Below are 23,888 nucleotides of genomic sequence, written 5' to 3' on the forward strand. Positions count from 1 at the left end.
GGCGATACAAGAAACATTTGATGCCTTTTTTAATCCGGTAAAAGATCCACTCAAAGAGCTGAACACAGCAAAGAGTGAAGAAAATGTGAAGAATGTGTTGCAATTGATCAAGCTGCCAGAATGGCTGGACCTTCCAGAAGGATTCGAGAGCCTTCAGCCGGAAGAGCAGGAAGTCGTTGCATATATCGTAATGTCATTTGCATCTTCGGATTATGACTATAAATCCAAGGAAGAAGTGCAATTTGCGATAGAAGTGGGATATGAAGGGCTTATGGCGATGCTGCAAACAGACCCGCTGTTATTTCAACAGCATTTAAATAGTTTCTATAGTCTTATTAGTCAAACATCTGAGCATATGTCATACCCGGGAGCTGATCTTTTACAATTCGTAGGTCAGAAGTATTCCAAGCTATCCCTTGTGGACAAGCAATTAGTCTCGTATATTGCTCAGCGTATATCTAAAGATGAGAGTCTGTCGATGAATGATAAGTATACGATTTTCCTTCTGTTGCTTATGCAGTATTCGTCGATCAATGAACCTGCAACCACGGGTGAGATGCTGGCGGCACTGAACAGCATTTACGTATATCAGCACTCATCAGAGGCCAATACGCCGGACAAGAAGTTTCCTCTGGATTTTGGCAAGCTTGCTACGATTACAAGCAATGAAACCAAGCAGGAGCAGCTTGCTCAATGGATGATAGCCAAGAAACCAGTCGGTGGATATACCAGCTATGAAGAAATTCAGAAGGCATTTAACGCTTTCTTCGCACCGCCGAGTGACCCGACTACCCCTGGTTCTTCTACAGGAAGTGGTAGCGGTGGGGGCGGGTCATCCACCCCTGTGGCAACAACCAAGCAAGAGCAGATTGTCGTGGATGTGAACGGGGTGAACGGTACAAACCTGACCAAAACGCCAATTACACGCACAACCGAAACAAATGGTGTCGTTAAAGATCTGGTGAAGATGACGGACACCATTGCCAAGCAATCGGTTGAAAAAGCAAAACAGCTGGGCACCGATACGGCACGCATCGTTATTCCAGATACGAAGGATGCCGTGTCCGAGACACGTATTGAAGTTCCGAAAACTGCTGTTAAAGAGCTGAGCGACGGCTCACTCAAGCTGGAGATTTCAACAGCGAATGCAGTTATTTCTGTACCAACGAAATCTATCGCCGGATTCGATCAGGATCTGTACTTCCGCATCGTTCCACTCAAGAAGGATTCGGAGCGTAATGAAGTCGAAGAACGCGCGAAAAAAGAGCAAGTGATTCAGAAGGCAGCACCGAACAGTAATGTACGTGTACTGGCTCGTCCAGTGGAGATTGAAACCAATATGCAGAGCCGTGAAATAACACTGACTCTGCCGCTGGGGAACAGTCTGCCAACCGAAGCTACGGCTCGTCAGCAAGCGCTGAACAAGCTTGCTGTATACATCGAACATAGTGACGGTACGAAAGAACTGGTACGAGGCAAGCTGGTGAAGCTGACCGATGGCAGTGAAGGGATCGAGTTCACCGTAACCAAGTTCAGTACGTTTACCTTGGTATCTGTAGACGGACTGAAGGCTACTCAACAAGCAAACCCTCCGTACATTCAAGGCTTTGGCACAGATTTCCGTCCAGATGCATTCGTAACACGTGCACAGATGGCAGCGATGCTTGCTCGCAATCTATCGGGTGAGGCCGCAATGGCGTCTACAACAGCGGTAAGCTTTGCGGATGTGGCTGCAACACACTGGGCAGCGAACGAGATTGAGCAAGCACGGGCGGCGGGGATCATGAATGGTCTGAACAGCACAGTGTTTGCACCGGAAGGGTCGATCACTCGTGCGCAGATGGCAACGATTGCGTATCGCTGGATGCAACAACAGGCGAATGCAGAGGTAACTACTGGAACTGCATCGAATGTTGATGCTACGAGCACAACGACTGCAACTGGCCCTGCTACAAATGCAACAGCCGCAGCCTCCTTTAATGATGTGCCTGCTGATCTGTGGGCCGCAGACGCGATTGCATACGTGCAATCTGCGGGGCTGATGACAGGTTATCAGGATGGCACGTTCAAGCCGGAAGGCAGGCTGACTCGCGCCGAAGCGGTTAAAGTGCTGAACGTATTGTTCAAGCGTACACCGCTGACAGGAGCTGGAGCACCATCCTTTAGTGATGTACCAGCTACACACTGGGCATATGCCGATATTGAAGCCGCGGCGCAGAAGTAATATTTTCACATTCAGAAAAGTGATATGACCAAAGAAGGCCACCTCGTGAAGGGGTGGCCTTTTGTATACGATCCTGCTTGGATGTTTTACTCCTCTAATAAGGATGAGGCTTCTTCATACAGCTTACCCTCTCGCAGTCGATCTACAAATCCCTGCAGCCAGATATAATATTGCTCTGCATGCTGGAGCTTATGTAAATCTCGCAACGCTTCTTCACGTTCTTGTGCATGTGTGTGCTCCGATAGAATGATGGCTGTCAGGTCAGGGATAACATCACGGATGCTTTCCAGCATAACATCGACTTCCCGTTGCAGCTTGATGCCGAAGAAATTTTGAAACGTACGGTAGAAATCCGTCTCCGCCACATATTGATCCTGCCGCTCCTTTTTCTCCTCCAGCTTGTAGATCATCTGAGACTCTGTTAATGAACGTACGGCATAGCTCATGTTGCTTTTGCTCATATTCATTGAGGTTTTCATCTCTTCAAGGGTCATCGCACGATCCTCAAAATACATGACCCCGTACAATTTACCAAACGTATGATTAACCCCGTACAGATCCATCGTATTGGCGATGGACTCAATCACTTTTTCCCTTAGCTCAGACCGATCAGGCAACGAAGAATGATTCGGTTTCCCAGCGATTTCTTTTCCCACAATGTCACCTCGGCGATAGGATAAACGTTTCCATGAACATATTCATATTTTACATGAATCCATGGATTTTTAACACAACCCGGAAATAGATTTTTCAAAACGAATGTACAATAATTTTTGTACAGAACAGAAAAAACGCATCTACTATCTATAAATTGCCAATCATTAAAGAAAATTTGAACAAAAGGAGTGAAAGCATTGCGCATGAAATTATGGAGGGAATCCGAAGCGGTTCTCTTCACGCTGCCTGCGCTCATCCCGCTGATGATCTTCTGGCTGGGGCCGCTGGGATATATCGTATATCTCAGTTTTACCGACTGGGACTTCATGAGCCCGGATAAGCTGTTCGTGGGGCTGGACAATTACAGCTACCTGTTAACGAACTCTGAATTCTATCGCTCCCTGAAAGTCACGCTGTTATTCGGACTCGGGAGTGTCATTCCCACCATTGTAGGCGGGCTCGCTCTAGCGTTGCTGATGAATAGCAAAATGAGATCCTCCGGTATTTTCCGTACCCTGCTGTTCTCGCCATGGGTTACACCAACGGTTGCGGTATCCATCGCGTGGTCATGGATTTTTGAACCGCAGGTGGGGCTTGCCAATCTGATGCTGGGCTGGGCGGGCATATCACCCATCGGCTGGCTGCGAGATGTAGACTGGGCACTCGTGGCTGTGCTGATTGTGACACTGTGGAAGTCCATTGGCTGGGCCATGGTGTTCTACCTGGTAGCACTGCGCAATCTGCCGTCGGATCTGCTTGAAGCAGCATCCATCGACGGGGCTGGAGCGTGGGACAAGTTCAGAAGCATTACCTTGCCGCTGATCTCGCCAACCACCTTTTTCCTCTCCATCATACTGACGATTCAATCCTTGCAAGCCTATGACCAGATTAACGTCATGACACAAGGCGGTCCAGCCGGATCAACCCGGACACTGCTGTACATGTATTATCAGTCCGCCTTTGAATCCTTCAATGTGGGAGAAGCTTCATCCATCGCTGTAGTTATTATTCTGATCTGCGTGCTGTTGTCGGGAGTTTCCTTCCTGCTGGGCAGACGCCTGGTGCACTACTAATGACCATGATATTACCGAAATCAAAGACCAAACGAATGAAACCGAAGGAGATCCGGCAAGTGTCCCGCAGCAAAATAAAAATCAGCGCAATCCTTCGTTATCTGCTTCTCGCTCTGATTGCACTTGCGACCGCATTTCCATTCTATTGGATGGTGATCAGCGGCTTCAAAACCAATGATGAAATCTGGCAGTTCCCGCCAACCTTCTGGCCGGAGACGTTTCTGTGGAACAATTACGTGGATGCCTGGAATGCTGCACCTTTTGCACGATACATGTTGAACAGCACCGGGGTTGCCCTGGCGATCTGTCTGCTTCAGATTGTGAACTCCAGTATGATGGCGTATGCCCTTACACATATGCAGTTTCGTCTCAAAGGCGCGTTAACGGCTATCATACTGGTGGGCTACATGATACCGAGTACAGCCGTATACTTGCCTGGATATCTGGTGTTAAGCGAGCTTGGGCTGCTGGATTCCTACACGGGGCTGATCGTTTCCAACTGTGTCAGTGTGTTCTCCATCTTCCTGATTCGCCAGGCCTTTATGCAGGTGTCACATGAATTGGTGGAAGCGGGGCAGCTTGACGGAGCCTCACACTTCCGCATTCTTTGGACAATTATTACACCGCTCGTTCGCTCCAGCTTCGCCGTGATGGTGCTGATCACGTTCATTGAACAGTACAACAACTATTTCTGGCCGATGCTGATCACCAAAAATCCAGACCTGCAGCTTGTATCCGCTGGACTGCGAAGCTTCTTCGTGGAGGGCGGAGCCTATGGACTGGCTTGGCCGCAGATTATGGCTGCGAGTGCGTTCACCATTGCACCTTTGTTACTTCTTTTCGTGTTCACCCAGAAAACGATCATGCAGAGTGTTAACATGACGGCTGGCGTAAATAAGAACTGATACACCTCGCTTGTCTGTATCGCTCTGATGCAGCATGCGCACAACCATTTCACCTAAAAACAGGAGGAACAACAATGAATTGGAGTAAGCCGGGTATGACTTTGAGAAATAAAATGAGGCTGAGCTGGAAGGGCGGCATGTCACTGGTGCTTGCAGCAAGCTTTGCATTAATGACCGCTTGCGGAACACAAGCACCCGCAGAATCGAGTTCAACCGCTGCTGCGAGCGGCGGCACGGAAACGCAGGCCAAAGCGCCGGTGGAGATTGAGTTCTGGTATGGTCTGGGCGGCAACCTGGGCGACAATATGAAAAAGAAAATTGATGCCTTCAACGCTTCGCAGAACGAGGTTGTTGTCAAAGGTATCGTGCAGGCTGACTACACCGAGACAGAGCAGAAGCTCCAGGCAGCGATTGCGGCCAAGAAGGTACCTGCTGCTGTGCTGAGTGCCAACATTGACTGGGCGCGCAAAGGGTATTACGCCTCCATGGATGAGATGATCGCCGCCGATCCGAATTTCAACAAAGAGGATTTCGTGCAAACCTTTCTGGAACAAGGAAATGTGGATGGAAAGCAGTTCTTTTTGCCGATGTATGGCACGACTCAAATTATGTACTATCGCATGGACACGTTCAAAGCAAACGGCATTGACCCGGCAAGCCTGACCACATGGGAGAAATTCGCCGAGGCTGCCGCGAAGATGACCAAGAAGGAAAATGGCAAAACAACCTTCTTCGGCTGGGAGCCGATGTGGGGCAGAGACAATATGATTGATGCTGTTATGGGTAAAGGCGGCAAAATTCTGAGTGATGATGGTAAAACCGTGATGATTGACTCCCCTGAATGGATCGAGACGTGGGAGCTGTTCCGCAAATGGATCAACGAGGACAAAATTATGGGTATTCAATATGGCGGTCAAGGCTGGGAGTATTGGTACAAGACGATTGATGATGTGATGAAAAATAGAGCGGCCGGATACACCGGCTCAAGCGGTGACCAAGGCGATCTTGACTTCAAAATCGTAGCAGCTATGCAGCAGCCCGGCTGGGAAGGCAAGGGCGAAGGCAAGCCGGTAGCCAGCGCCATTCTCGCAGGTATTCCGGCAGCAGCTAGTCCAGAGCAGCAGCAAGCAGCGTATAAATGGCTGACGTATTTCTCCAAAACCGAAAACACAGCTTCATGGTCCATGAACACAGGGTATATTGCTGTACGTCAGTCTGCACAGCAAGACCCGGATTTCAAGAAGTTCAGTGAAGAGCATCCGCAGATTACAGTGCCACTGCAGCAGGCAGCACATGCTTCCGCACCTTTCCGTGATCCAACAGGCGGTAAAATCAACGATGCGTTGAAGGAAGCTGCGGACAAGGTGCAGATCAACAATGTTCCGGCAGAGCAGGCGTTGAAGGAAGCCAAAGAAAAGGCGCAGAAGGAATTGGATCGCATTGCGAAATAAGGACTCGAATAGGATGTATGGATAAGGTAGCTAAGCGTCATTGAAGATCGAGTGTTAAACAGAAAGGACGGTACACAGCGTACCGTCCTTTCCATTCCAGATGAAGAGAAGAATGAGAGACAAGGAGTCAAGTCTATGCAAGAGAACAGAGTAAGGCATGGAGGGTTGCCCTCCGTGCAGGCCATTTTGTTTGACAAGGACGGCACGCTGCTTGATTTTACACACATGTGGGGCTTCTGGACGGATTGTGTACTGCATGATTTCAGAGAACAGCTCAGCACTCGAGGGCTGAGTCTTGATGAGGATGAGCTGTCGCAGATTTGGGGCACGTTTCATGATGAACAGGGACGGATGAATGGGTATGATATCCGCGGGCCGCTCGCTATGGGCACGATGGAGGAAGTGTATGCCGTGCTGACCTGGCATGGATATCGAGCGGGACTTAGCTGGGCTGAAGCCAAAATGATCGTTCGAGCGTGTCTTGCACAAGCGGAGGAAGCAATGGAGGTGCATCGTCCGGCGCTTCCGCTGCCCGGTGTGCGGGAGTACCTGGAGCAATCCCGGCGTAAGGGCCTGAAGATGGGCGTGGTAACTGCTGATGAGACGGCAAATGCCGTGAAGCATCTGCAATGGATGGGCCTAAACGCGTACTTTGACGTAGTGATTGGCACCGATCTGGTGGACCGCGGCAAACCTTTTCCCGATATGGTGCTGCTTGCCTGTGAGCGATTGGGTGTGCAGACACAGCAGGTTGTGGTAATAGGTGATACGGATGGAGATATGGAGATGGCAAGAGCAGCTGGAGCAGGGTACAGGATAGGGATCGGAGCGCCTGGCAGCATTCATCTGGCAGACCGGACCATCGAAGGATTCCACGAATTACTTCCTGGCGGGTTAGGCCGATGACCAATAGTCAAGCTTATCTAGGCTGGATCTTGCTGGCCCTTGCCATTGGTCTGGAGCTGAGTGCGACTATCCTGCTAAAGGTATCGGATGGTTTTTCCAGGCTGTGGCCTTCGGTCATGATGTTTGTTTGTTATGCGGCGAGCTTTACCTTTCTGAATTTTGCCGTAAAATATATGCCGCTGGCTGTGGCCTATGCGATCTGGTCGGGTGTTGGGATTACGCTGATTGGCGTGGTGGGGCATTATTTTTTTGGAGAACGTCTGCGGTTAACGTCAATGGTCTGGATTGGTTTTATTCTGATTGGCATTATTGGGCTGAAATGGAGTGATTCTTAATGAGACATGAACCTAGCGGTTTGCCTGAGCGGCCTTTGGCCTCCTTTCAGGTGATTACGGACACGCATGTACGGGACGAGGTAAATCATATTCATAACCGGCATCTGGAGCAGGCGCTGGCAGATATCGCTTCTTTTAGCCGTGGAAGCAGCGGTATTATGCATGTGGGGGACCTGACGGATCGGGGATTGCCGGGTGAATATCGTGAATGGCAGCGTATCCGGGGGAAGTATGAAGATCAGCTGGCTGATATATACCTTACGGTGGGCAACCATGATATTGGTGCAGTCATCTGGCAGAAGCCGCCTCAGGTCCTGCTGGAACTGAGTGAGAGTCAGGTAGCCGAGATGCTGGAGCAGCCGGTAGAGCTGGAGCATGCGGTTAACCAAACGGTAGAAGAGTCCGCAGCGCTGATAAAGAGGTTGTCTGGCAGTCAATACGTAATGCCTGATCATGTTGGTCACGAAGCAGAAGCGGAAAGTACGCCTGCCATAGCCGAAACGATTACCGTCGCGAGACTGTGGCAACGTCGCTTCATGGATTTTGAAGCGGCAACGGGCATGAAGGGGGTGTACCACGATCATTGGATCGATGGATATCATTATATTTTCCTTGGCACAGAGCAGCCGCACCCGAAGGATTGTGAGATGTCAGCCGAACAGCTACAGTGGCTGGAGCTGAAGCTTGCCGAGCAGGCTGTACCGAATCGTCCGATTTTTCTTTTTTTACATCAGCCGCTAATGGACACTGTTGCCGGATCACTTCAGGAACAAGGCTGGTATGGTGTGAATCAGGATGCTGAATTGAAGGCGGTGCTTGCGAAGTATCCGCAGGCAATTGTATTCTCCGGGCACACGCATTGGCACCTGCAAGCACCGCATACGATGTACGATGGTGCAGGTCAGATGCCGACCATGTTTAATGCGTCTTCTGTTGCGTATCTCTGGACGGATGCAGATGAGCATCTGGAGGGCAGCGAAGGGCTGCATGTAGACATCTACAAGGATCGGGTTGTTGTGAAGGGACGAGACTTCGCTGCGGGGGAATGGATTGAAGGTGCTGAGTATACGGTTCGCTATCCCCCCAATTAAATTATTGTTCCACGTGAAAAATCACGCAATTGCGTCTTGATGAGCAAAATTTGTAAATGGGTGTGGCTGCGATTTATACTCAAATAGATACACATCTAGATACAACATCGTTAGTCCAGCAATGGAATAGATCCATTTACTTATTTACGGAGAGGATGTAGAAGACGCATGCGAGAACTTCAGGTTCAAACGAAATACGGTAAGGTTCAAGGCGAGCTTTTACAAGGTGCAAGCGTATGGAAAGGCATTCCGTATGCGAAGCCTCCAGTCGGCGAGCTGCGTTTCCAAGCTCCGACACAGCCCGAGTCATGGGATGGAATCAGACAGGCAACCGAATTCGGGCCTGAGAACATACAGCCGCGTCACGATTCAGAGTGGATGGGTGGGCAGAAACCCCCGGAGTCGGAGGACAGTCTGTATCTGAACATCTGGGCCCCTGAAAAAGAAAGCAGTCACCCCCTTCCCGTCATGGTATGGATTCACGGGGGATCATTCGTAACCGGCTCGGGCAGTTTGCCTGTATATGATGGCACACAGCTAGCCGTTCGCGGTGATGTCATCGTGGTCACCATTAACTATCGTCTTGGGCCGCTTGGATTCCTTCATATGGCTCCACTGGGCGAGGGCTATGTATCTAATGCAGGTCTGCTGGATCAGGTAGCTGCATTGCAGTGGGTGAAGGATAATATCACTGCCTTTGGCGGTGATCCGAATCAGGTTACAGTATTTGGTGAATCCGCTGGCAGTATGAGCATTGCTGCATTGATGGCGATGCCAGCTGCCAAAGGGCTGTTCCAGCGAGCCATTATGGAGAGTGGTGCTTCACAGTTCATGCCAGCAGAGCAGGCTTCTGCTCTTCGAGAGGGCATGCTGAAAGTGCTCGGTGTAGACCGCGACAACCTGGAGAAGCTGAACAGTATTCCGGTGGAGCAGATCATGGCAGCGGCAGAAGTGGTGAAGCAGCAGAGCGGAGCAGGTATGGCATTGCTGTTCCAGCCTGTGCTGGATGGTGAGACACTGCCGCAAGTGCCGCTTCAGGCTGTGAGCGAAGGCTCGGCTAAGGATGTTTCGATCCTCATCGGTACAACGTTGCATGAGGGAGCGCTGTTTATTCAACCGCATGTGCCATATTCGAAGGACATTGATATGGTGCAGGGCGTGAATTTCATGACTCCTGATCTGGAGAATCGGGTTGCCATCGCGGACAGCTATCCGAAAACCGCGGATGGACAGGCCCAGGTTATGACCGATATGTTCTTCTGGCGGTCAGCCCTGCAATATGCGGCTGCACAGCAGCAGCATGCCCCGGTGTGGATGTACCGCTTCGACTGGGTGATGCCCGAGCATCCACTTCTGAAAAGAGCCATTCACAGCATCGAGATGTTCTTTGTGTTTAACACGCTGGATGCCTTGAAATTCATGAAGGCTGAGCCGGATGAAGCTGCCAAGGCCCTTGCCCTCAAGGTGCAGGATGCCTGGATTGCTTTTGCGAAGGACGGCAAGCCTTCAGTTGCCGGAATCAAATGGCCTGAATACTCTAAGGATCGGGCGACACTCATCTTCAACCATGAGATAGAGGTTGTGCACGACCCTGAGTCATCCAAACGCGAATTGTTAGGTGTGTAGAGGTTTATGAGCAAATAAGCCACAGAAAATAAGAATCGGTATGCCACAAGGTACTACTTCCAAATTCCAAAGCAAAAGGCGACTTTCATTGTTATTAATGAAAAGTCGCCTTTTTGGTCGAAACAATCATTGCATAACGCTACAGACTTGTGTTACTTGCGTGAGGCTCGTATATTAGAGACTTCGTCGAAGTAGAAGGAGCGTTTGCCGCCAGAGAATAAAACAACGAGCATATGGATAAACAGAATGAGGTACACAAGCAAGTACAGGGTGTTGATGCCCAGGGAAATCCAGACGAGGTAGGGTTGAATTACATCACCCCGATAGTTTGGGTGGGCATACTTGCTTATTAGTTGAATGATAGTTAACAGCAGCCACGGTGCATAGATGGCAATAAATCGTTTCAACAGCGCTCGAAGCGTCGGTGTACTGCTCTGACGATCTACATAACGGAAGCGCAGAATAGCTGATCCCGGTGTATATCCGCTACGGACCCAAGGGATGAAGAACAATACAATGACCATTGCGGTAGATGTGTTTAAAACAGTCTGTATCTCATTGGTTAAGGTGAAGATCGACAGGAAATTGGCGATAACAACCACAACCATACTGTCAATGAGCAGTGCAAGCAGCTGGGGTACGGGGTACACACGGTTCTGCTCTACAATCTGTTCGCTCTTGGCCTGAATACTTGCTCTCGACGGGAACAAGGCCAGCAGCAGCGGTGCTGCGAAGAATCCAAGGACTGCACCAGAGGTATTCATCATCAGGTCATCCACGTCGAAGAGGCGATAAGGACAGCTATAGAATCCATACAGGCCAGTCAGTTGAGTGACTTCAAAAAATAAGGAAAGCCCGAATCCGGCTACAAGGGCGTGCTTCCAAAGAGCTCTCTTTTGCCAGAAATACCGGATATATACCCCCAGCGGCAGGAGCAGCAGTACATTAAACAGCACTTGCAGGAAGGCGCGCCCCTTAATCATGTTGATCCAGGTTGACGGCTGGGACCATACCATAGGGGTTTCCCGCATAATGTCTTTGACGAACATAAAGGGTGTCAGGTTGTAATAGACCGTATCGGCGGCTTGCTGAGCACAGGTGTTTCGTGTTGTCGGAAGCGGCAGAATGATCAAACAATAGGCGGCCAGCAGGTAGAATACAAATGAAAAGCTGACGGCAAACCGTGACCAGCTGAAGAAGCCGTCTTTGCGATAACCGTAGACTAACCACGGCACCAGCAGGAACATGGATGCAATGGCAAAAATAATAAACGCAGTCTGAATGGGGAATACATAAGATGACATAAGCGGAAGCTCCTTTTTGAGATGGGAGTAACGGTGTATCCCAAAAAACATTTTATTTTAGCGATAGGATCATGTGTTAAGGGTGATGTAGAAGCTTGTTCTCATATGATTAAGGTTGTATGTTTTTAATCATAAGGGAGTTACCTTAAAGTCAAGGTCATCTTCCTTTAAATCTGGTTTAAATATGTACCTGAATATATCCTTCGATCTACACTTATGGAGGATGCAGTGATACATCGTATGGAACAACTCGGCGAAATCACGTATACTTGAGAAGATAGCTTAAAATCAGAATGGAGAGTTTAATACATATGTCTAATTTGCCTAATTGTCCGAAATGTAATTCAGAGTACACGTATGAGGATGGCCTGCTGTTCATTTGCCCGGAATGTGCGCATGAATGGTCTTTGGAAGCGGAGGATCAGGATGCGGAGAGTGCCAAAGTGGTGCGCGATGCCAACGGGAACGTACTGAATGATGGGGACACGGTTACGGTCATTAAAGACCTCAAGGTGAAAGGCAGCTCGCTCGTCGTGAAACAAGGCACCAAGGTAAAGAATATTCGCCTGATTGACGGGGATCATGACATTGATTGCAAAATTGATAGTCTGGGTGCGATGAAGCTGAAGTCCGAATTTGTGAAAAAAATCTAAATGCCTATTCAAGCGCGCTGCTTGTGATTGGCTAGGTCTGTTACATCCAAGAAGAGCGTTCATTTCTGCAGTATTGTGGAAGTGAACGTTCTTTTTACGTTGTGCAGAGACAGGAAGCATGAACCTACACCTATAACTTTTCATGCCCATCATAATTAGACGTACATGCTTGAGAAGGGTGAACGGAGCTACGGTATGCCAGCCAAGACACAATTTGCCGGAGACGGGAACAACCAAGGCATTGATCGGTATGAGAAGTACGCATCGGTACGGCTGTACCACTGCTGGAAGAGAAGTGAACATGCGAATCAAGTCCGAATAACCTCCATCTGATTCGATCGAGACCGCCGCCTAGGTTTACAAGTACGTTTAAACTGATATGCCGTGCTTCGGCTACTAAGCTAGCTTGTGGAAGATGGGGAGGATTATAGCATGAAAGCCTTCTGTGACTTATAGGCAAATATGAGTTGACAGGAAATAATTAGGAGTAATATACTAGTTAAAATTTAACAGTAAAACGCAATGATCAGGAGTATTAAGGTATATGGTTTGGTTCAGAGAGCTGTCGATCGGGTGCAAGACAGTCCAGCCTAACCCCAACTCACCTGTGAGGAGCAGGGTTGAAGAGCAGTTATGCGTATATCTTCACGGGTTCAGTGAACGAGAAGCTGAAAGGATTAGAGGATATACAGAACTGAATTCATGTAGACTCTGACGGGTAACCTCCGTCATCAGGTTCTGAGATGTTATGGCAGGATAGGCTCGGATATATTCATCCTGTTCATGATTCAACAAGAGTGGTACCGCGAAGGTCAGACCTGTCGCCTCTTAGCTGAGGCGGCAGGTTTTTTTGTTTTATGTAACAGGCCTTAATGTTGAGAAAAGGGCAGGTGTGGCATGATGGTAAGATCACGTGTGGTGGACTATTACTCTCAATTTGACGAGTGGGGAAGGCTGGACCGGGAGCCGCTTGAATTCATGATCAACATGCATTATATCAGGGAGTCGCTTCCCGCTACAGGTCTTGTGCTGGACAACGGGGCCGGGCCGGGCAAATATGCGATGGAGCTTGCCCGATCAGGATATCATGTTACCCTCTCGGACCTGACTCCTGCCTCTGTGGATCTGGCGAGACAGAAGGCTCAAGAGATGGACCTGAGTCAACAGTTTAACGGGTTTCATGTGCTGGATGCGACCCGTCTGAACGGGATTGCCGATGAGATCTATGATGCAGTGCTTATGCTGGGGCCGCTGTATCATCTGCAGCTGGAGGAGGAGCGACAGGCCGCCGTAAGAGAATTACATCGTGTAACCAAGCCGGGAGGTGTTGTGTTCGCCGCGTTCCAGAGCCGGATGCGAATGAGCATCAATTCACTGCAAGCCCCGCAGCATTGGAAGCCCAACGACAGCATGGCTGCAATCCGTTCTTTTGTCCAAAAGGGGACGTTTGACCATCAGGCTCAGGGCCGTTTTACAGGGGCATACTATTTTCAGGTGCAGGAGGTTGTACCTTTTATGGAGCAGCATGGGTTCGAGACAGTCCGGCTAATCGGTTCCTCCAGCCTGAAAGCGATGCTTACAGATGAGCAGGAGCAGTATTGGAAGGAGCGCGGCGAGGAGCAAGAACTGCTTCATTACCTGATTGAAGCCGCCAAAGACCCTTCGATATTGGGAATTTCTTCTCATTTGCTGTACATCGGAAGGAAGCTGTAGCTAGCACAAGATGGTGGAATAAAAGTATAGCTTCCCCTGAGCGCAGACAAAATAATGAAAAGTGCCCTCTGGAAACAGAGGGTACTTGTATTTTTCCTCAAAATAGTTCAATATGAAGATAAATAACAAAAGGTGATCTACTTACAATAGGTTAGATGAACGACGGATCGCTTCATTTACAGGGAGGAACATACAATGGAAATCGGAATCAGTACATTTGTGGAAACAAACCCGGATGTAAATACGGGAGAATTAATCAGTCACGCACAGCGTATTCGCGATGTTGTAGAAGAGATTGTGTTGGCAGATCAGGTAGGGCTGGATGTGTACGGTGTAGGCGAGCATCATCGTTCTGACTATGCCGCTTCATCCCCGGCTGTGATTCTGGCAGCAGCGGCTTCCCAAACTAAAAATATTCGGCTGACCAGTGCCGTAACGGTATTGTCCTCGGATGATCCGGTACGTGTGTTTCAGGATTTTGCGACACTGGACGGGATTTCAAATGGACGTGCAGAGATTATGGCAGGACGCGGATCATTTATTGAATCCTTCCCGTTATTTGGTTATGAGCTCAGTGATTATGACGAGTTGTTCGATGAGAAGCTGGATCTGCTCCTGAAGCTGACCGAATCGGAAAAGGTCACCTGGTCGGGGAAACACCGCCCTTCCTTCAACAACCTGGGCATCTATCCGCGTCCGGTGCAGGAGAAGCTTCCAGTCTGGATTGGTAGCGGCGGTAATCAGGAATCGGTTGTGCGCGCAGGCCTGCTTGGATTGCCGCTTGTGCTTGCGATTATCGGTGGTCGTCCGAAGCAATTCGCACCGCTGGTGGAGCTGTACAAGAAAGCCGCTGCGCACGCAGGTCACGATGCTTCCAAGCTGACCGTAGCTTCTCACTCCCACGGCTTCATTGCCGATACAACAGATGAGGCTGTAGAGAAGTTCTTCCGCCCTGCACAAGCTGTCATGAATCAGCTGGGACGCGAACGCGGATGGGGCCATTACGGACGGGAGACCTTCGATGCTGCTCGCAGCCTGGAAGGCGCACTGTACGTAGGGGATGTGCAGACGGTTGCCGAGAAAATCATCTATCTGCGCAAAGAAGTGGGCATCACCCGTTTCATGCTGCACACACCGCTTGGTACACAGCCGCATGATGAGGTTATGCACGCCATTGAATTGCTTGGCAAGGAAGTTGCACCGATCGTACGCAAGGAGATTGCCCGCTGGGAAGCGGAGAATGCTTAAACATACTGCTTCGGGTAGTCTATATTCAGGCATCTTCGATATGTGAAAATAAAGCTTTAGCACTGTCATATCATGGACTTTGCTCAATGAGTTAACAGGAGCAGGGGTTCAGCCATCCTACATGGGCTGAACCCCTGCTTTTTTTCGTGACGGAGCGTTCCTACTCCTTCGAGTCAGAAGTAAACAGAGCGTTCACGATCATTGACAAGGTGTGATCATACAGGGCTTGGGCTGCGCCCTCACTCTCCAGATGTCCTCCCAAATAGAGATGAATGACACCATGAAGCGGGGCCCAGATCATCTGTACGGCGGCAATCGTATCTCTCTCTCGAATGAATTGCTGCGCCTGAGCTGCTTCTACAAGTTGCGTGAGTTGTTTCATTGCGGTTGCCGTTCCCTCAAGGCTATCCGCATCCGGTTTAAACTCGGCGAATGAACCGCCGAACATCACTTGATAGAAGCTGGACTGTGTGAGGGCAAAGTCCCAGTAGGCATGAGCGAGTGCACGAAGCTGCTGCTGAATGGAGGGCTGCTGTGGTACGGCTTCGAAGGATCGGGATAACATCATGCAGCCTTCAAGATACAAATATTTAGCGAGCCCCTCCTTCTTGCCAAAAAGGTTATATATGATTTTGGTAGAGCACTCCATGCGCTCGGCCACTCGCCTAACAGTAACCGCTTCGGGTCCGTGCTCCTGAAGCAGGGCTGCTGCGGCGTGTACAATATTTTGGCGCAGATTCTCCGAATGCTGCATTCTTGTCTCTTGAAAGGTCGTCACCGGGTGTAGCGGCTCCGTCTGTGAAATTGTTGATTTTTTCATCTATGTCATCCTTAGTCGTCATATTTGTTTTCTTTTGGAAACGATGTTTCTTAGACTTATTTTACTGTTTTGAATTGGAGCCAGTCAATTTGGGAAATGAAGATTGACAACATTTAAGAATAGGGATACTATGTTTTCATTAAGAAACAGTGTTTCTAATAAAAAACAAGTGAGAAAGGACGGTTATAACATGAAAAACATACAGCATCAGTGGGCATTAATTACGGGGGCATCGTCTGGAATTGGGGAGACGTTTGCACTGGAGATGGCTTCACAGGGGTATCATGTTGTGTTGGTAGCAAGGTCGGAAGCGAAGCTGATTCAGCTGGCACAACGAATCGAGCGCATGTATTCGGTCAAAGCAGAGGTTATTGCAGCTGATCTGTCCGAGGTACTGGGGCCCCAATATATCTATGACGAATGCAAGAAGCGAGACATTTGTGTGAGTGTGTTAATTAATAATGCAGGTTTCGCCACACATGGATGGTTCGAGCAAGTAGACGGCTTGCGACAGCAGGAGGAAATTATGCTCAACGTGGTTGCGGTGACGAATATGACACACCTGTTCTTGCCGGGCATGCTTGAGGGCCGAAATGGAGCGGTAATCAACGTTTCCTCCACAGCAGCCTTCCAGCCTGATCCTTACATGGCTGTGTATGGAGCTACGAAATCGTATGTGCTTTCTTTTACAGAGTCACTGTATGAGGAGAACCGAGGGCGTGGGGTGCGGTTTCTGGCCATCTGTCCCGGTGCTACAGAGACCTCCTTCTTCGATGTGGTTAATGCGGAAGAGGCTTCAGTAGGCAAGCGGGATACACCTGAGCATGTGGTTGAAGTTGCGATGAAGGCTCTGCAATCCGGCAAGTGTTATGCGGTACCCGGAGCTTCCAACTACTGGACAGCTCAATTAGCACGCTTTCTGCCACGCAGGCTAATTCTCCGTGTAGTTGGAGGTATGCTGCGACCTCGCCAGCAGAGCAGCAAAGTGCAAGCCGGAGCTTAATGATATGCGCTCCAGCCAACCGGAGGCTCGCTGTTCCAATGAATATCATTAGCAATCAACTCCATTTATCTTCATATTGAGGCCTGATCAATCCGCCATCTCAGAATTATATTGCTCACGATGCTGCTTCATCCTCAGGATAGGATGCTTATCCTTGTCACCCCGGTTCTGATGTTACATGCATGGTTAAATGTTTTCTAAACAGGTGGAATACGGCGGTACAATGTTTGATTTATACGTCATTGGGTTATAGGTACACACAAGGCAGTGCCTTGATCAAATTCCGCCGAAGAGAGGGATAACGATGACACAGAACCAGAACGAAGAGAACAAAGCCATTCAGGACGATGAGCCGGATCAATTCGAGACACCTGTGACGAAGGCTGATGAAGCGGAGGATGAAGAGCTCGCAGAAGAGCAGGAGCAGGAATAGTCTGAAAAAGTTACATGAAACAGCATGTTTCCACGTGCATGTTATGACATAAGAAGGATGTAAGAACCATGAGGCTGGACGAGTTCCAGCCTATTTGGCCTATTTTTCTACGTATCCGTTTACAACAATTTTATATGCCCTCATAATAAGATATGAACCATATTTTGCTAAGGGGGAGATCCCGATTAAGAAACCAAAATTATACCAATGGATAGCGGTGCCGCTTGTCCTCTTTATGGTTGTTCTAACAGGATGTCAGGCCGTAGGCGGAGTTGATATTGACAAGGCTATGGCGAACAGCACCAGCATGAAATCCGGTGAATCCAAACAATCCATGCATATTAACATAGAGCCGGACACGCAATTGGCCACGAGTGAAGCCCTTGAGATGATCAAACGAATCAACTCGATTTCGCTCAATATTGATCATGCCAAGATGAAAGACAACAAAACGGCATCAATCAAAGGATCGCTGAGCATTGAAGGCACAAAATTACCTTTCCACCTGTCCATGGACAAATCGGGCATGATTATTGATGTGGATGGAGCTCAGAAACCGTTGTACATATCTCTGGATGAGCTTGGCGAAGCCGAGACACTTCTTCCGATCAATAGAGGGGAGATGGAGCAGAAGCTTCAGGAGTTGTCTCCAAAGGTGCTGTCTTTTGCCATGAAACATCTGTCCAATCCGAAGAACATATCCGTTACTCCTGTGCAGGAAGCTGTTAACGGTGAAACACTTTCCCTGAGCAAGCTGCACATAGAGATTAGCGGTGAAGAGCTGTTAGCGATGGTCAAGCCATTCCTGACGAGCATCTCCAAGGATGAGCAGGGTCTCAAGCAACTGATTAGTGATTTGTATGATGTGCTGTATCCTGTATATGAAACGTTTAGCGGAATGGAAAGCATCGAAGACGATCAACTGGCCGATGCTGTACCTTCCACGAAGGAAGAGGCAGTCACAGAAATGTACAGCATGATCAAAGAAGGACTGGACAGTATTCTGGTCGACTACGATCAGGAATTGAACACCCTGCTTACCGATACTCCGGAGCTCAAGACGGTATTCGGTCCGGAAACGAAATTGAAAATGGACTTCTTCCTTGATAACAAGCTGGATATTCGCAAACAAAACATGTCGTTGAAAGTGGCTGTGCCAGCTTCGGAGGATCTGCCAGTACGTGCCGTAACGATTAGCGCAGACAGCGAGCTGTGGAATGTTGGTGGAGCAGTTACAGTCGATGCGGTGAATGCATCACATGGCGTGCTGGAGATGGTGGAAGGGGAGGTTACCCCTGGTCAGGTGCTCCGCAATTTTGATTCCAACTCTGTCGTTTATCAATTGCTGAAGAATGAAATGAAAATTACAAACAAGAGTGTGTTCCTCTACCCTGATGATGATACGTATGGAGCAGTTACAATTAAAAATACAACGTTTGTACCACTTCGCTACCTGTCCGAGCAATTGGATGCAGAAGTGAAATGGACGAAGGGCTCCAAGCAGATTGTTGTAATCGACGACATCACTGGAGACGAGATTGTATTGACGGTAGGCTCTCCGAAGGCAACGATCGCGGGGCAAGAAGTCATGATGGTAGAGTCGGCCTATGTTGGCAAAAACGGCAAGACTTATGTGCCGCTTCGCTTCATGGCGGAATCACTTGGGGCTACAGTGGAGAAGGAGCAGGATACAGGCTGGATCTTCATTGATCGTCCATAATATAATGTGCAAATTAGCAAGTCGATGATCGGTTACATGGAAGGGGATTTCAGAGCATGCCAGATTTCTCGTAATGATGTAGAAAAGAACAAGGCGTAACATTTCCGTTAGACCAACACGGGATACGTCTGTCCTTTTTGAACCGTTACGAGGAGCTTCGGCGTTGCATCTGAACGGATGAGCGATACAGGAGTGCCTCTATTGTAGGTGCTCCTTTTTTTGTCGTGTCATCAACAAAAAATCCCCAGAGGTGTTATATATGAATAACAGCTTCACAATTTATGCAGGTACAGTTACACTAGGTCCCTTTACCCTTGAAGACAAGTCTGCACTAGCTGCCTTGAGCCGTCAGCCTGAAATTACGGACATGTTACCGGATTGGAAGATGACCGAGAAGCAATTAAACGAGTTTTTACAGTTCATCGTCAGTAGTTATGAGCGGTTTGACCCACAGGATGTACGAATCATGCTGGCGGATTGATGGCGTGCAATCTACCCAATACTACGTGCAGATAAGCACACAAACGTTAGACACAGATATGTATGTCCTTCCCGGCGGTAACCCCGTTTGGAAGGGCATATTTTTGCTGTTTTTTTATTCAAGCAGAATGCTGAACGGAATCCGCTATGCTGTTGTAACATGGATCTGCTTATGCATAATATTGCATCAATCAGATCACTCAGATGTGCTGTAGCAGCTGCGACTGCTTGCTAAAGCCAGTGCTGCCCGCGGTGTAACCCATTTCTTTATAAAATGCATGTGCAGCCTCACGTTCGGCACGATTGCTGCTGTTTAACGATATGGAATCTACCTGATGCGCGGCTGCCCACTGCTCGGCGGCCAGTAGAAGCTGACGGCCGATCCCCCGGCCGCGGTAATGCTCATGGACCACCAGAACCATAATCCGGCAGTGTCTGCCGTTCTTCTCGTAGAGATACGATGTTTGCGTGCCGATCAGCCCGACCACACGCCCGCGGATTTCGGCCACCAGCGTTGTATAGTTCGCATCAGCAGCGATGTGAGCATAACGATCCTGCATCTCAGCGTAGGTTGTGCGATATCCAAGCTGATCCATAAGGATGACCATATCCTGCAGATCCTGGTCCGTGCTGTGCCGAATGTGGATGTCTAGACTCATACCCGGGACACCTCCACAGACCGTTCCTTCAGGGACAGATCAATAATGGTATCTAACAGTGCGGTAAAAGAAATACCGGCTGCGGCTGCACTTTTGGGCAGCAGACTGTTTCGGGTCAGCCCCGGCAAGGTGTTCACTTCAAGCACATAAGGTACACCATCCCGAATGAGCATATCCACTCTGGCGTAAACGCTGCATTTAAGCACGTTATAACAGGTTAACGCTGCGGCTTCGACACGCTGATGCAGATCGGAAGGCAGCTGTATAACCTGCTCATCTGCACCGTTATCTTCATATTTGGCGGCGTAGTCGAAAAAAGCAGCATTTGCATGGATGGAGATTACAGGCAGCATGTTGCCATCCACAATAGCGCAGGTAATCTCGTCACCCTCAATGTATTGCTCGATCATCACACTGTCATCCCACACCAGAGCAGCCTCCACCGCTGCGGACAAGGCAGAAGGTTCATGCACAATCTGCGTTCCGATGCTGGAGCCGCCTGAATTAGGTTTGACCACGACAGGGTACGTTAAATGCTGGACAGCTACCGAGGACAAGTCTTCCAACCGTTTGACCTGAAGCCAATCGCCTGTGATCACTCCCGCCTGTCGCATAAGCTGCTTGGACATGTCTTTATCCATACATACGCTGCTGGCAAGCACGCCGCATCCTGTGTAGGGAATACCAAGGGATTCAAGGGTGCCCTGCACCGTACCATCTTCCCCGTATTTACCGTGCAGAGCAAGTAAAGCTATATCAATTCCTGCAGACTTGTCGATCAGATCTCGCTTGGAATTCAGCTCAATGGGAACCACCTCGTATTTGCTTCTGTCCAGATTGGCGATCATCTCTTGTCCGGTGAGCAGGGATATGTCCCGCTCAGAAGATGTGCCGCCCATAATAACGCCAACTTTCATGTGATAATCCTCCCCGTTTCTGTGTAAATAAACCGTTTCATCATCTATCGTGCTCTTCATAATTTGACTTACATCATGTTTGATACAGTCTCTCCAATTGTGCGGATGCCTTTGCGTATATTCTCGTCACTGACTCTGGAGAAGCCGAGCCGCATCGTGTGAAGTCCCTGACCAGGTTCCAGGTAAAAGGTGTCTCCAGGTGTGAAGGTTACCCCCTTCGCCTTGCAAGCAATCAGCAGTTCTCTGGTTTGAATCTCTGGAGGGAACTGCACGAACAGATGCAGGCCGCCTGACCCGGAAATCTGGCACATTGGCAAATACCGCTTCAAGCAATGCACCACAAGCTCGTATTTTCGTTTATATTCCATTCGAGCCCGTTTCAGGTATTTCTCGAAATTACCGTTGCTCAGGTATTGATAGAGCAGCGATTGATCCAATGTGGACGTATGAATGCTGCGTGCACGCTTCATGCTCTCCAGATAATCAATCAATGCTGCATCGGCAATGATCCAGCCCACACGCAGTCCGGGGAACAGAACTTTGGAGAAGCTGCCCAGATACACCAGACTGTTGCCGCTACCCGTGCTGGCAATCAGGGGAGAGACATGAGAGCCGGAATAACGAAGCTCTTCATTGAAGCCATCCTCGATAATCGGGACCTGATACTCATTCATTAATCGTATGATTTCCGCGCGCTTGGCAGGGGAAGTCACGATTCCGGTCGGATTGTGGTAAGAGGGGACAAGATATGCCAGATCGTAAGCACTGTCCTCCAATTCCTGTTCAAGCTGCTTCAAGTCGAGCCCATCAGACTCCATTCGAATGCCGGTTAGCTGGAACTGATGCAGCTTGAGGTTTTTAATCGCCGTGTGGTGTGTCGGATTCTCACAGAGCGCTTTACCTGTTTTTTTGCGCAAGGCTCCAAGCACCAGGTCGAAGCCCTCTGTGAAGCCATTCGTAATCAGGATATCCTTGCCCGTGAGGTCGACCCCTTTATTCTCCATATAACGAAGCAGGTAGTTCATGAGCGGCTTGTAGCCTTGCGCGTATCCGTAATTAAGCAGAACCTCTCCTTCAAGAGACATTCGGTCCAGGAAGGCGCGCTTCACATTGTGCAGATCAAACAGCTTCTCATCCGGCGCAATGCTGGTAAACGAAATTTCCCCGCGCTCCGCTCCCGAGCCGTGCTTCATCAGATCATACTGCTCTGCTTGAATGGCATACTCGCTTACCTCTGCACTCCAGTCCAGCTGCCAGTGCGCTTCGGCCTTCGGCGTTTCCAATAGCTCGCTGACATAATTGCCTTTGCCCTTTAAGGCATAGATCAGCCCCTCATCCTCAAGTTCCGCGTAGGCGAGTAAAATCGTACTGCGGCTGACCTTCATGAGTGTACTCAGCTCACGGGTTGAAGGCAGCTTCTGGTTGGGCTGCAGTCCGCCTTTTAACATCAATCGCTTCAAATAGTCTTTGACTTGTATATATACAGGGCGGTCCTCCGTCAATTGCAGATCGGAATACATCCCATCACTCCCTCTTCTGGTATCTTCCCATATTATAAACCCGGCTGAAAGAACCACGATACCTCTGTTTCGCGGTTCAGGTGGCCTGAGTCACATGCCCAAACGGGAAAAAGCCCTGGCTCAAATGCCGGGCTGGAGGTAGAACTTGTTCAATTCTAAGGTTGTGATGCTACGCTTGCCTACCTGCTACAGTTTCGTATTCTGACTAGTCTCTGAGGAAATAACTTTTTATTTATATGATGTGTCTAATTGCTAGGGTCAGGCTACTATGAACATATGATTGCTTCGATTCCCGCATGATCAGCTGAATGCAGTCGATACAAGAAATCTTGGTAGCAGCTGTTTATCCAGTGCTAATTGTTCAATAAGGGTCGTATAGATGGTGAATCTACTTTCTATAAACCTGCTTCATTAAAGCTACTGTAGTTTTTTCTTTCTAACTGTACTCTTCTCGTGTGCACGTCACCGAATTCAGTAGAGAAAGATCAAAAATTTGGAGCAGATCTGACATACGTGGATATAAAGACATGTGTCTTAGTGCCCAAATTCTTCCTCTACCCCTATAGTACCACTTTGAATCAGGGAAGTTAAGTTTTTTTTTGAAATATTTGTCGTAATAGCGAAAATTCCGTGAATTGTCCTTCATATAGAGCGAAATGGTGTCGAATGATAATCTTTAATAGGTGTCCCTGCAAAGGTATATAGAACGTGATAAATAAGACATTGGCTTGTTTTTAGGGCGAGAAAGGTCTGTTCTATATGCTGCGTGCGAGTTGATATTTGTCGGGAAAACGCGAAAGTGCTTGCTTCATGTTCTTACATCGGGTGGAGACAGGATTGAAAATAAAATACTCAAACTATATTATCAATATGTTATGAGTAAAGTATAATGGGCACAAGGTGTTGTATGAGTAAGCAAGCAGGTAAATGAAGGAATGAGCAAGCAAGTGAGGCTGTGTGAAGCACAAAGGTAGGAAAATGCGCATTTACGTAATTTTTCATGTGAAGATGTGCGGAAGTAAGTGAGAAGTGGAGATTTTGCGTAGATACGTAATAGGATACGTAAATAAGTGGATTAGAAATTCAAATGCATTAGGCATTATGTGAGCAGGTAGGTCAGTAATTAACAGGTAGTGGCACTTACATCAGG

General features: G+C 48.7%; 22 protein-coding genes. 16 read left to right on the plus strand and 6 right to left on the minus strand.

Features of this window, described 5'->3' with window-relative positions; all coding sequences use genetic code 11:
* A partial coding sequence (locus DFQ00_RS29175) for an S-layer homology domain-containing protein (RefSeq protein ID WP_167433711.1) occupies nt 1-2,224 on the plus strand: 2,224 nt, incomplete at its 5' end.
* 86 nt (nt 2,225-2,310) lie between these two features.
* On the opposite strand, the gene DFQ00_RS13725 is transcribed toward DFQ00_RS29175, so the two are convergent.
* Nucleotides 2,311-2,880, minus strand: a complete 570-nt coding sequence (locus tag DFQ00_RS13725; RefSeq protein ID WP_110897043.1) for a GbsR/MarR family transcriptional regulator — start codon at nt 2,878-2,880, stop codon at nt 2,311-2,313.
* Between the two features lie 198 nt (nt 2,881-3,078).
* Here DFQ00_RS13725 and DFQ00_RS13730 point away from each other — a divergent pair, with 198 nt between their 5' ends.
* The 7 genes from DFQ00_RS13730 to DFQ00_RS13760 all read left to right on the plus strand — a co-directional run bounded on the left by DFQ00_RS13730 (nt 3,079) and on the right by DFQ00_RS13760 (nt 10,268).
* Nucleotides 3,079-3,954, plus strand: a complete 876-nt coding sequence (locus DFQ00_RS13730; protein ID WP_110897044.1) for a carbohydrate ABC transporter permease — start codon at nt 3,079-3,081, stop codon at nt 3,952-3,954.
* A gap of 35 nt (nt 3,955-3,989) precedes the next feature.
* Nucleotides 3,990-4,859, plus strand: a complete 870-nt coding sequence (locus DFQ00_RS13735; RefSeq protein WP_110897095.1) for a carbohydrate ABC transporter permease — start codon at nt 3,990-3,992, stop codon at nt 4,857-4,859.
* A 74-nt stretch (nt 4,860-4,933) separates the two neighbouring features.
* A complete protein-coding gene (locus DFQ00_RS13740) occupies nt 4,934-6,310 on the plus strand; it encodes an ABC transporter substrate-binding protein (RefSeq protein WP_110897045.1) in 1,377 nt (458 codons plus the stop codon).
* 135 nt (nt 6,311-6,445) lie between these two features.
* Nucleotides 6,446-7,216 carry an HAD family hydrolase gene (locus tag DFQ00_RS13745; protein ID WP_110897046.1) on the plus strand — a complete coding sequence of 257 codons (771 nt, stop codon included), beginning with the start codon at nt 6,446-6,448 and terminating at the stop codon, nt 7,214-7,216.
* Nucleotides 7,213-7,551, plus strand: a complete 339-nt coding sequence (locus DFQ00_RS13750) for a DMT family transporter (protein ID WP_110897047.1) — start codon at nt 7,213-7,215, stop codon at nt 7,549-7,551. Before DFQ00_RS13745 ends, DFQ00_RS13750 begins: the two co-directional genes overlap by 4 nt.
* On the plus strand, nt 7,551-8,642 hold the full coding sequence (locus DFQ00_RS13755; RefSeq protein ID WP_110897048.1) for a metallophosphoesterase family protein: 1,092 nt from the start codon (nt 7,551-7,553) through the stop codon (nt 8,640-8,642). The genes DFQ00_RS13750 and DFQ00_RS13755 overlap by 1 nt, the downstream gene beginning before the upstream one ends.
* 168 nt (nt 8,643-8,810) lie before the next feature.
* A complete protein-coding gene (locus tag DFQ00_RS13760) occupies nt 8,811-10,268 on the plus strand; it encodes a carboxylesterase/lipase family protein (protein WP_110897049.1) in 1,458 nt (485 codons plus the stop codon).
* A 152-nt stretch (nt 10,269-10,420) separates the two neighbouring features.
* Here DFQ00_RS13760 and DFQ00_RS13765 read toward each other — a convergent pair whose 3' ends face one another.
* Nucleotides 10,421-11,572: a VanZ family protein gene (locus DFQ00_RS13765; RefSeq protein ID WP_110897050.1), complete on the minus strand. Its 1,152-nt coding sequence runs from the start codon at nt 11,570-11,572 to the stop codon at nt 10,421-10,423.
* Nucleotides 11,573-11,883: 311 nt separating this feature from the next.
* On the opposite strand from DFQ00_RS13765, the gene DFQ00_RS13770 reads away from it, so the two are divergent.
* The 4 genes from DFQ00_RS13770 to DFQ00_RS13780 all read left to right on the plus strand — a co-directional run bounded on the left by DFQ00_RS13770 (nt 11,884) and on the right by DFQ00_RS13780 (nt 15,186).
* Nucleotides 11,884-12,225 (plus strand): zinc ribbon domain-containing protein YjdM, encoded by a 342-nt coding sequence (locus DFQ00_RS13770; RefSeq protein WP_110897051.1) that lies wholly within the window; start codon nt 11,884-11,886, stop codon nt 12,223-12,225.
* Nucleotides 12,226-12,420: 195 nt separating this feature from the next.
* Complete coding sequence (locus DFQ00_RS29180; RefSeq protein ID WP_167433712.1) at nt 12,421-12,558, plus strand: hypothetical protein; 138 nt, start codon at nt 12,421-12,423, stop codon at nt 12,556-12,558.
* 564 nt (nt 12,559-13,122) lie between these two features.
* Nucleotides 13,123-13,938, plus strand: a complete 816-nt coding sequence (locus DFQ00_RS13775; protein ID WP_425271022.1) for a class I SAM-dependent methyltransferase — start codon at nt 13,123-13,125, stop codon at nt 13,936-13,938.
* Between the two features lie 195 nt (nt 13,939-14,133).
* Nucleotides 14,134-15,186: an LLM class flavin-dependent oxidoreductase gene (locus DFQ00_RS13780; protein WP_110897053.1), complete on the plus strand. Its 1,053-nt coding sequence runs from the start codon at nt 14,134-14,136 to the stop codon at nt 15,184-15,186.
* A gap of 160 nt (nt 15,187-15,346) precedes the next feature.
* Here DFQ00_RS13780 and DFQ00_RS13785 read toward each other — a convergent pair whose 3' ends face one another.
* Nucleotides 15,347-16,006, minus strand: a complete 660-nt coding sequence (locus tag DFQ00_RS13785) for a TetR/AcrR family transcriptional regulator (protein ID WP_110897054.1) — start codon at nt 16,004-16,006, stop codon at nt 15,347-15,349.
* Between the two features lie 190 nt (nt 16,007-16,196).
* Between DFQ00_RS13785 and DFQ00_RS13790 the strand changes: the two genes are divergently transcribed.
* The 4 genes from DFQ00_RS13790 to DFQ00_RS13800 all read left to right on the plus strand — a co-directional run bounded on the left by DFQ00_RS13790 (nt 16,197) and on the right by DFQ00_RS13800 (nt 19,643).
* Nucleotides 16,197-17,009, plus strand: a complete 813-nt coding sequence (locus DFQ00_RS13790; protein ID WP_110897055.1) for an SDR family NAD(P)-dependent oxidoreductase — start codon at nt 16,197-16,199, stop codon at nt 17,007-17,009.
* A 304-nt stretch (nt 17,010-17,313) separates the two neighbouring features.
* On the plus strand, nt 17,314-17,442 hold the full coding sequence (locus tag DFQ00_RS30160; protein ID WP_279630410.1) for a hypothetical protein: 129 nt from the start codon (nt 17,314-17,316) through the stop codon (nt 17,440-17,442).
* Between the two features lie 235 nt (nt 17,443-17,677).
* Nucleotides 17,678-19,162 carry a stalk domain-containing protein gene (locus tag DFQ00_RS13795; RefSeq protein WP_146236168.1) on the plus strand — a complete coding sequence of 495 codons (1,485 nt, stop codon included), beginning with the start codon at nt 17,678-17,680 and terminating at the stop codon, nt 19,160-19,162.
* 259 nt (nt 19,163-19,421) lie between these two features.
* Entirely contained in the window at nt 19,422-19,643 is a 222-nt protein-coding gene (locus tag DFQ00_RS13800) for a GNAT family N-acetyltransferase (RefSeq protein WP_110897057.1), read from the plus strand.
* A 199-nt stretch (nt 19,644-19,842) separates the two neighbouring features.
* On the opposite strand, the gene DFQ00_RS13805 is transcribed toward DFQ00_RS13800, so the two are convergent.
* The 3 genes from DFQ00_RS13805 to pdxR all read right to left on the minus strand — a co-directional run bounded on the left by DFQ00_RS13805 (nt 19,843) and on the right by pdxR (nt 22,738).
* On the minus strand, nt 19,843-20,301 hold the full coding sequence (locus DFQ00_RS13805) for a GNAT family N-acetyltransferase (protein ID WP_110897058.1): 459 nt from the start codon (nt 20,299-20,301) through the stop codon (nt 19,843-19,845).
* Entirely contained in the window at nt 20,298-21,218 is a 921-nt protein-coding gene (locus tag DFQ00_RS13810; RefSeq protein WP_110897059.1) for a D-alanine--D-alanine ligase, read from the minus strand. Before DFQ00_RS13810 ends, DFQ00_RS13805 begins: the two co-directional genes overlap by 4 nt.
* A gap of 68 nt (nt 21,219-21,286) precedes the next feature.
* Nucleotides 21,287-22,738, minus strand: a complete 1,452-nt coding sequence (pdxR, locus tag DFQ00_RS13815; RefSeq protein WP_110897060.1) for a MocR-like pyridoxine biosynthesis transcription factor PdxR — start codon at nt 22,736-22,738, stop codon at nt 21,287-21,289.
* Nucleotides 22,739-23,888 lie beyond the last annotated feature (1,150 nt).

It is taken from the genome of Paenibacillus barcinonensis, assembly GCF_003217495.1.
In the GTDB taxonomy this organism is placed as follows: domain Bacteria; phylum Bacillota; class Bacilli; order Paenibacillales; family Paenibacillaceae; genus Paenibacillus; species Paenibacillus barcinonensis.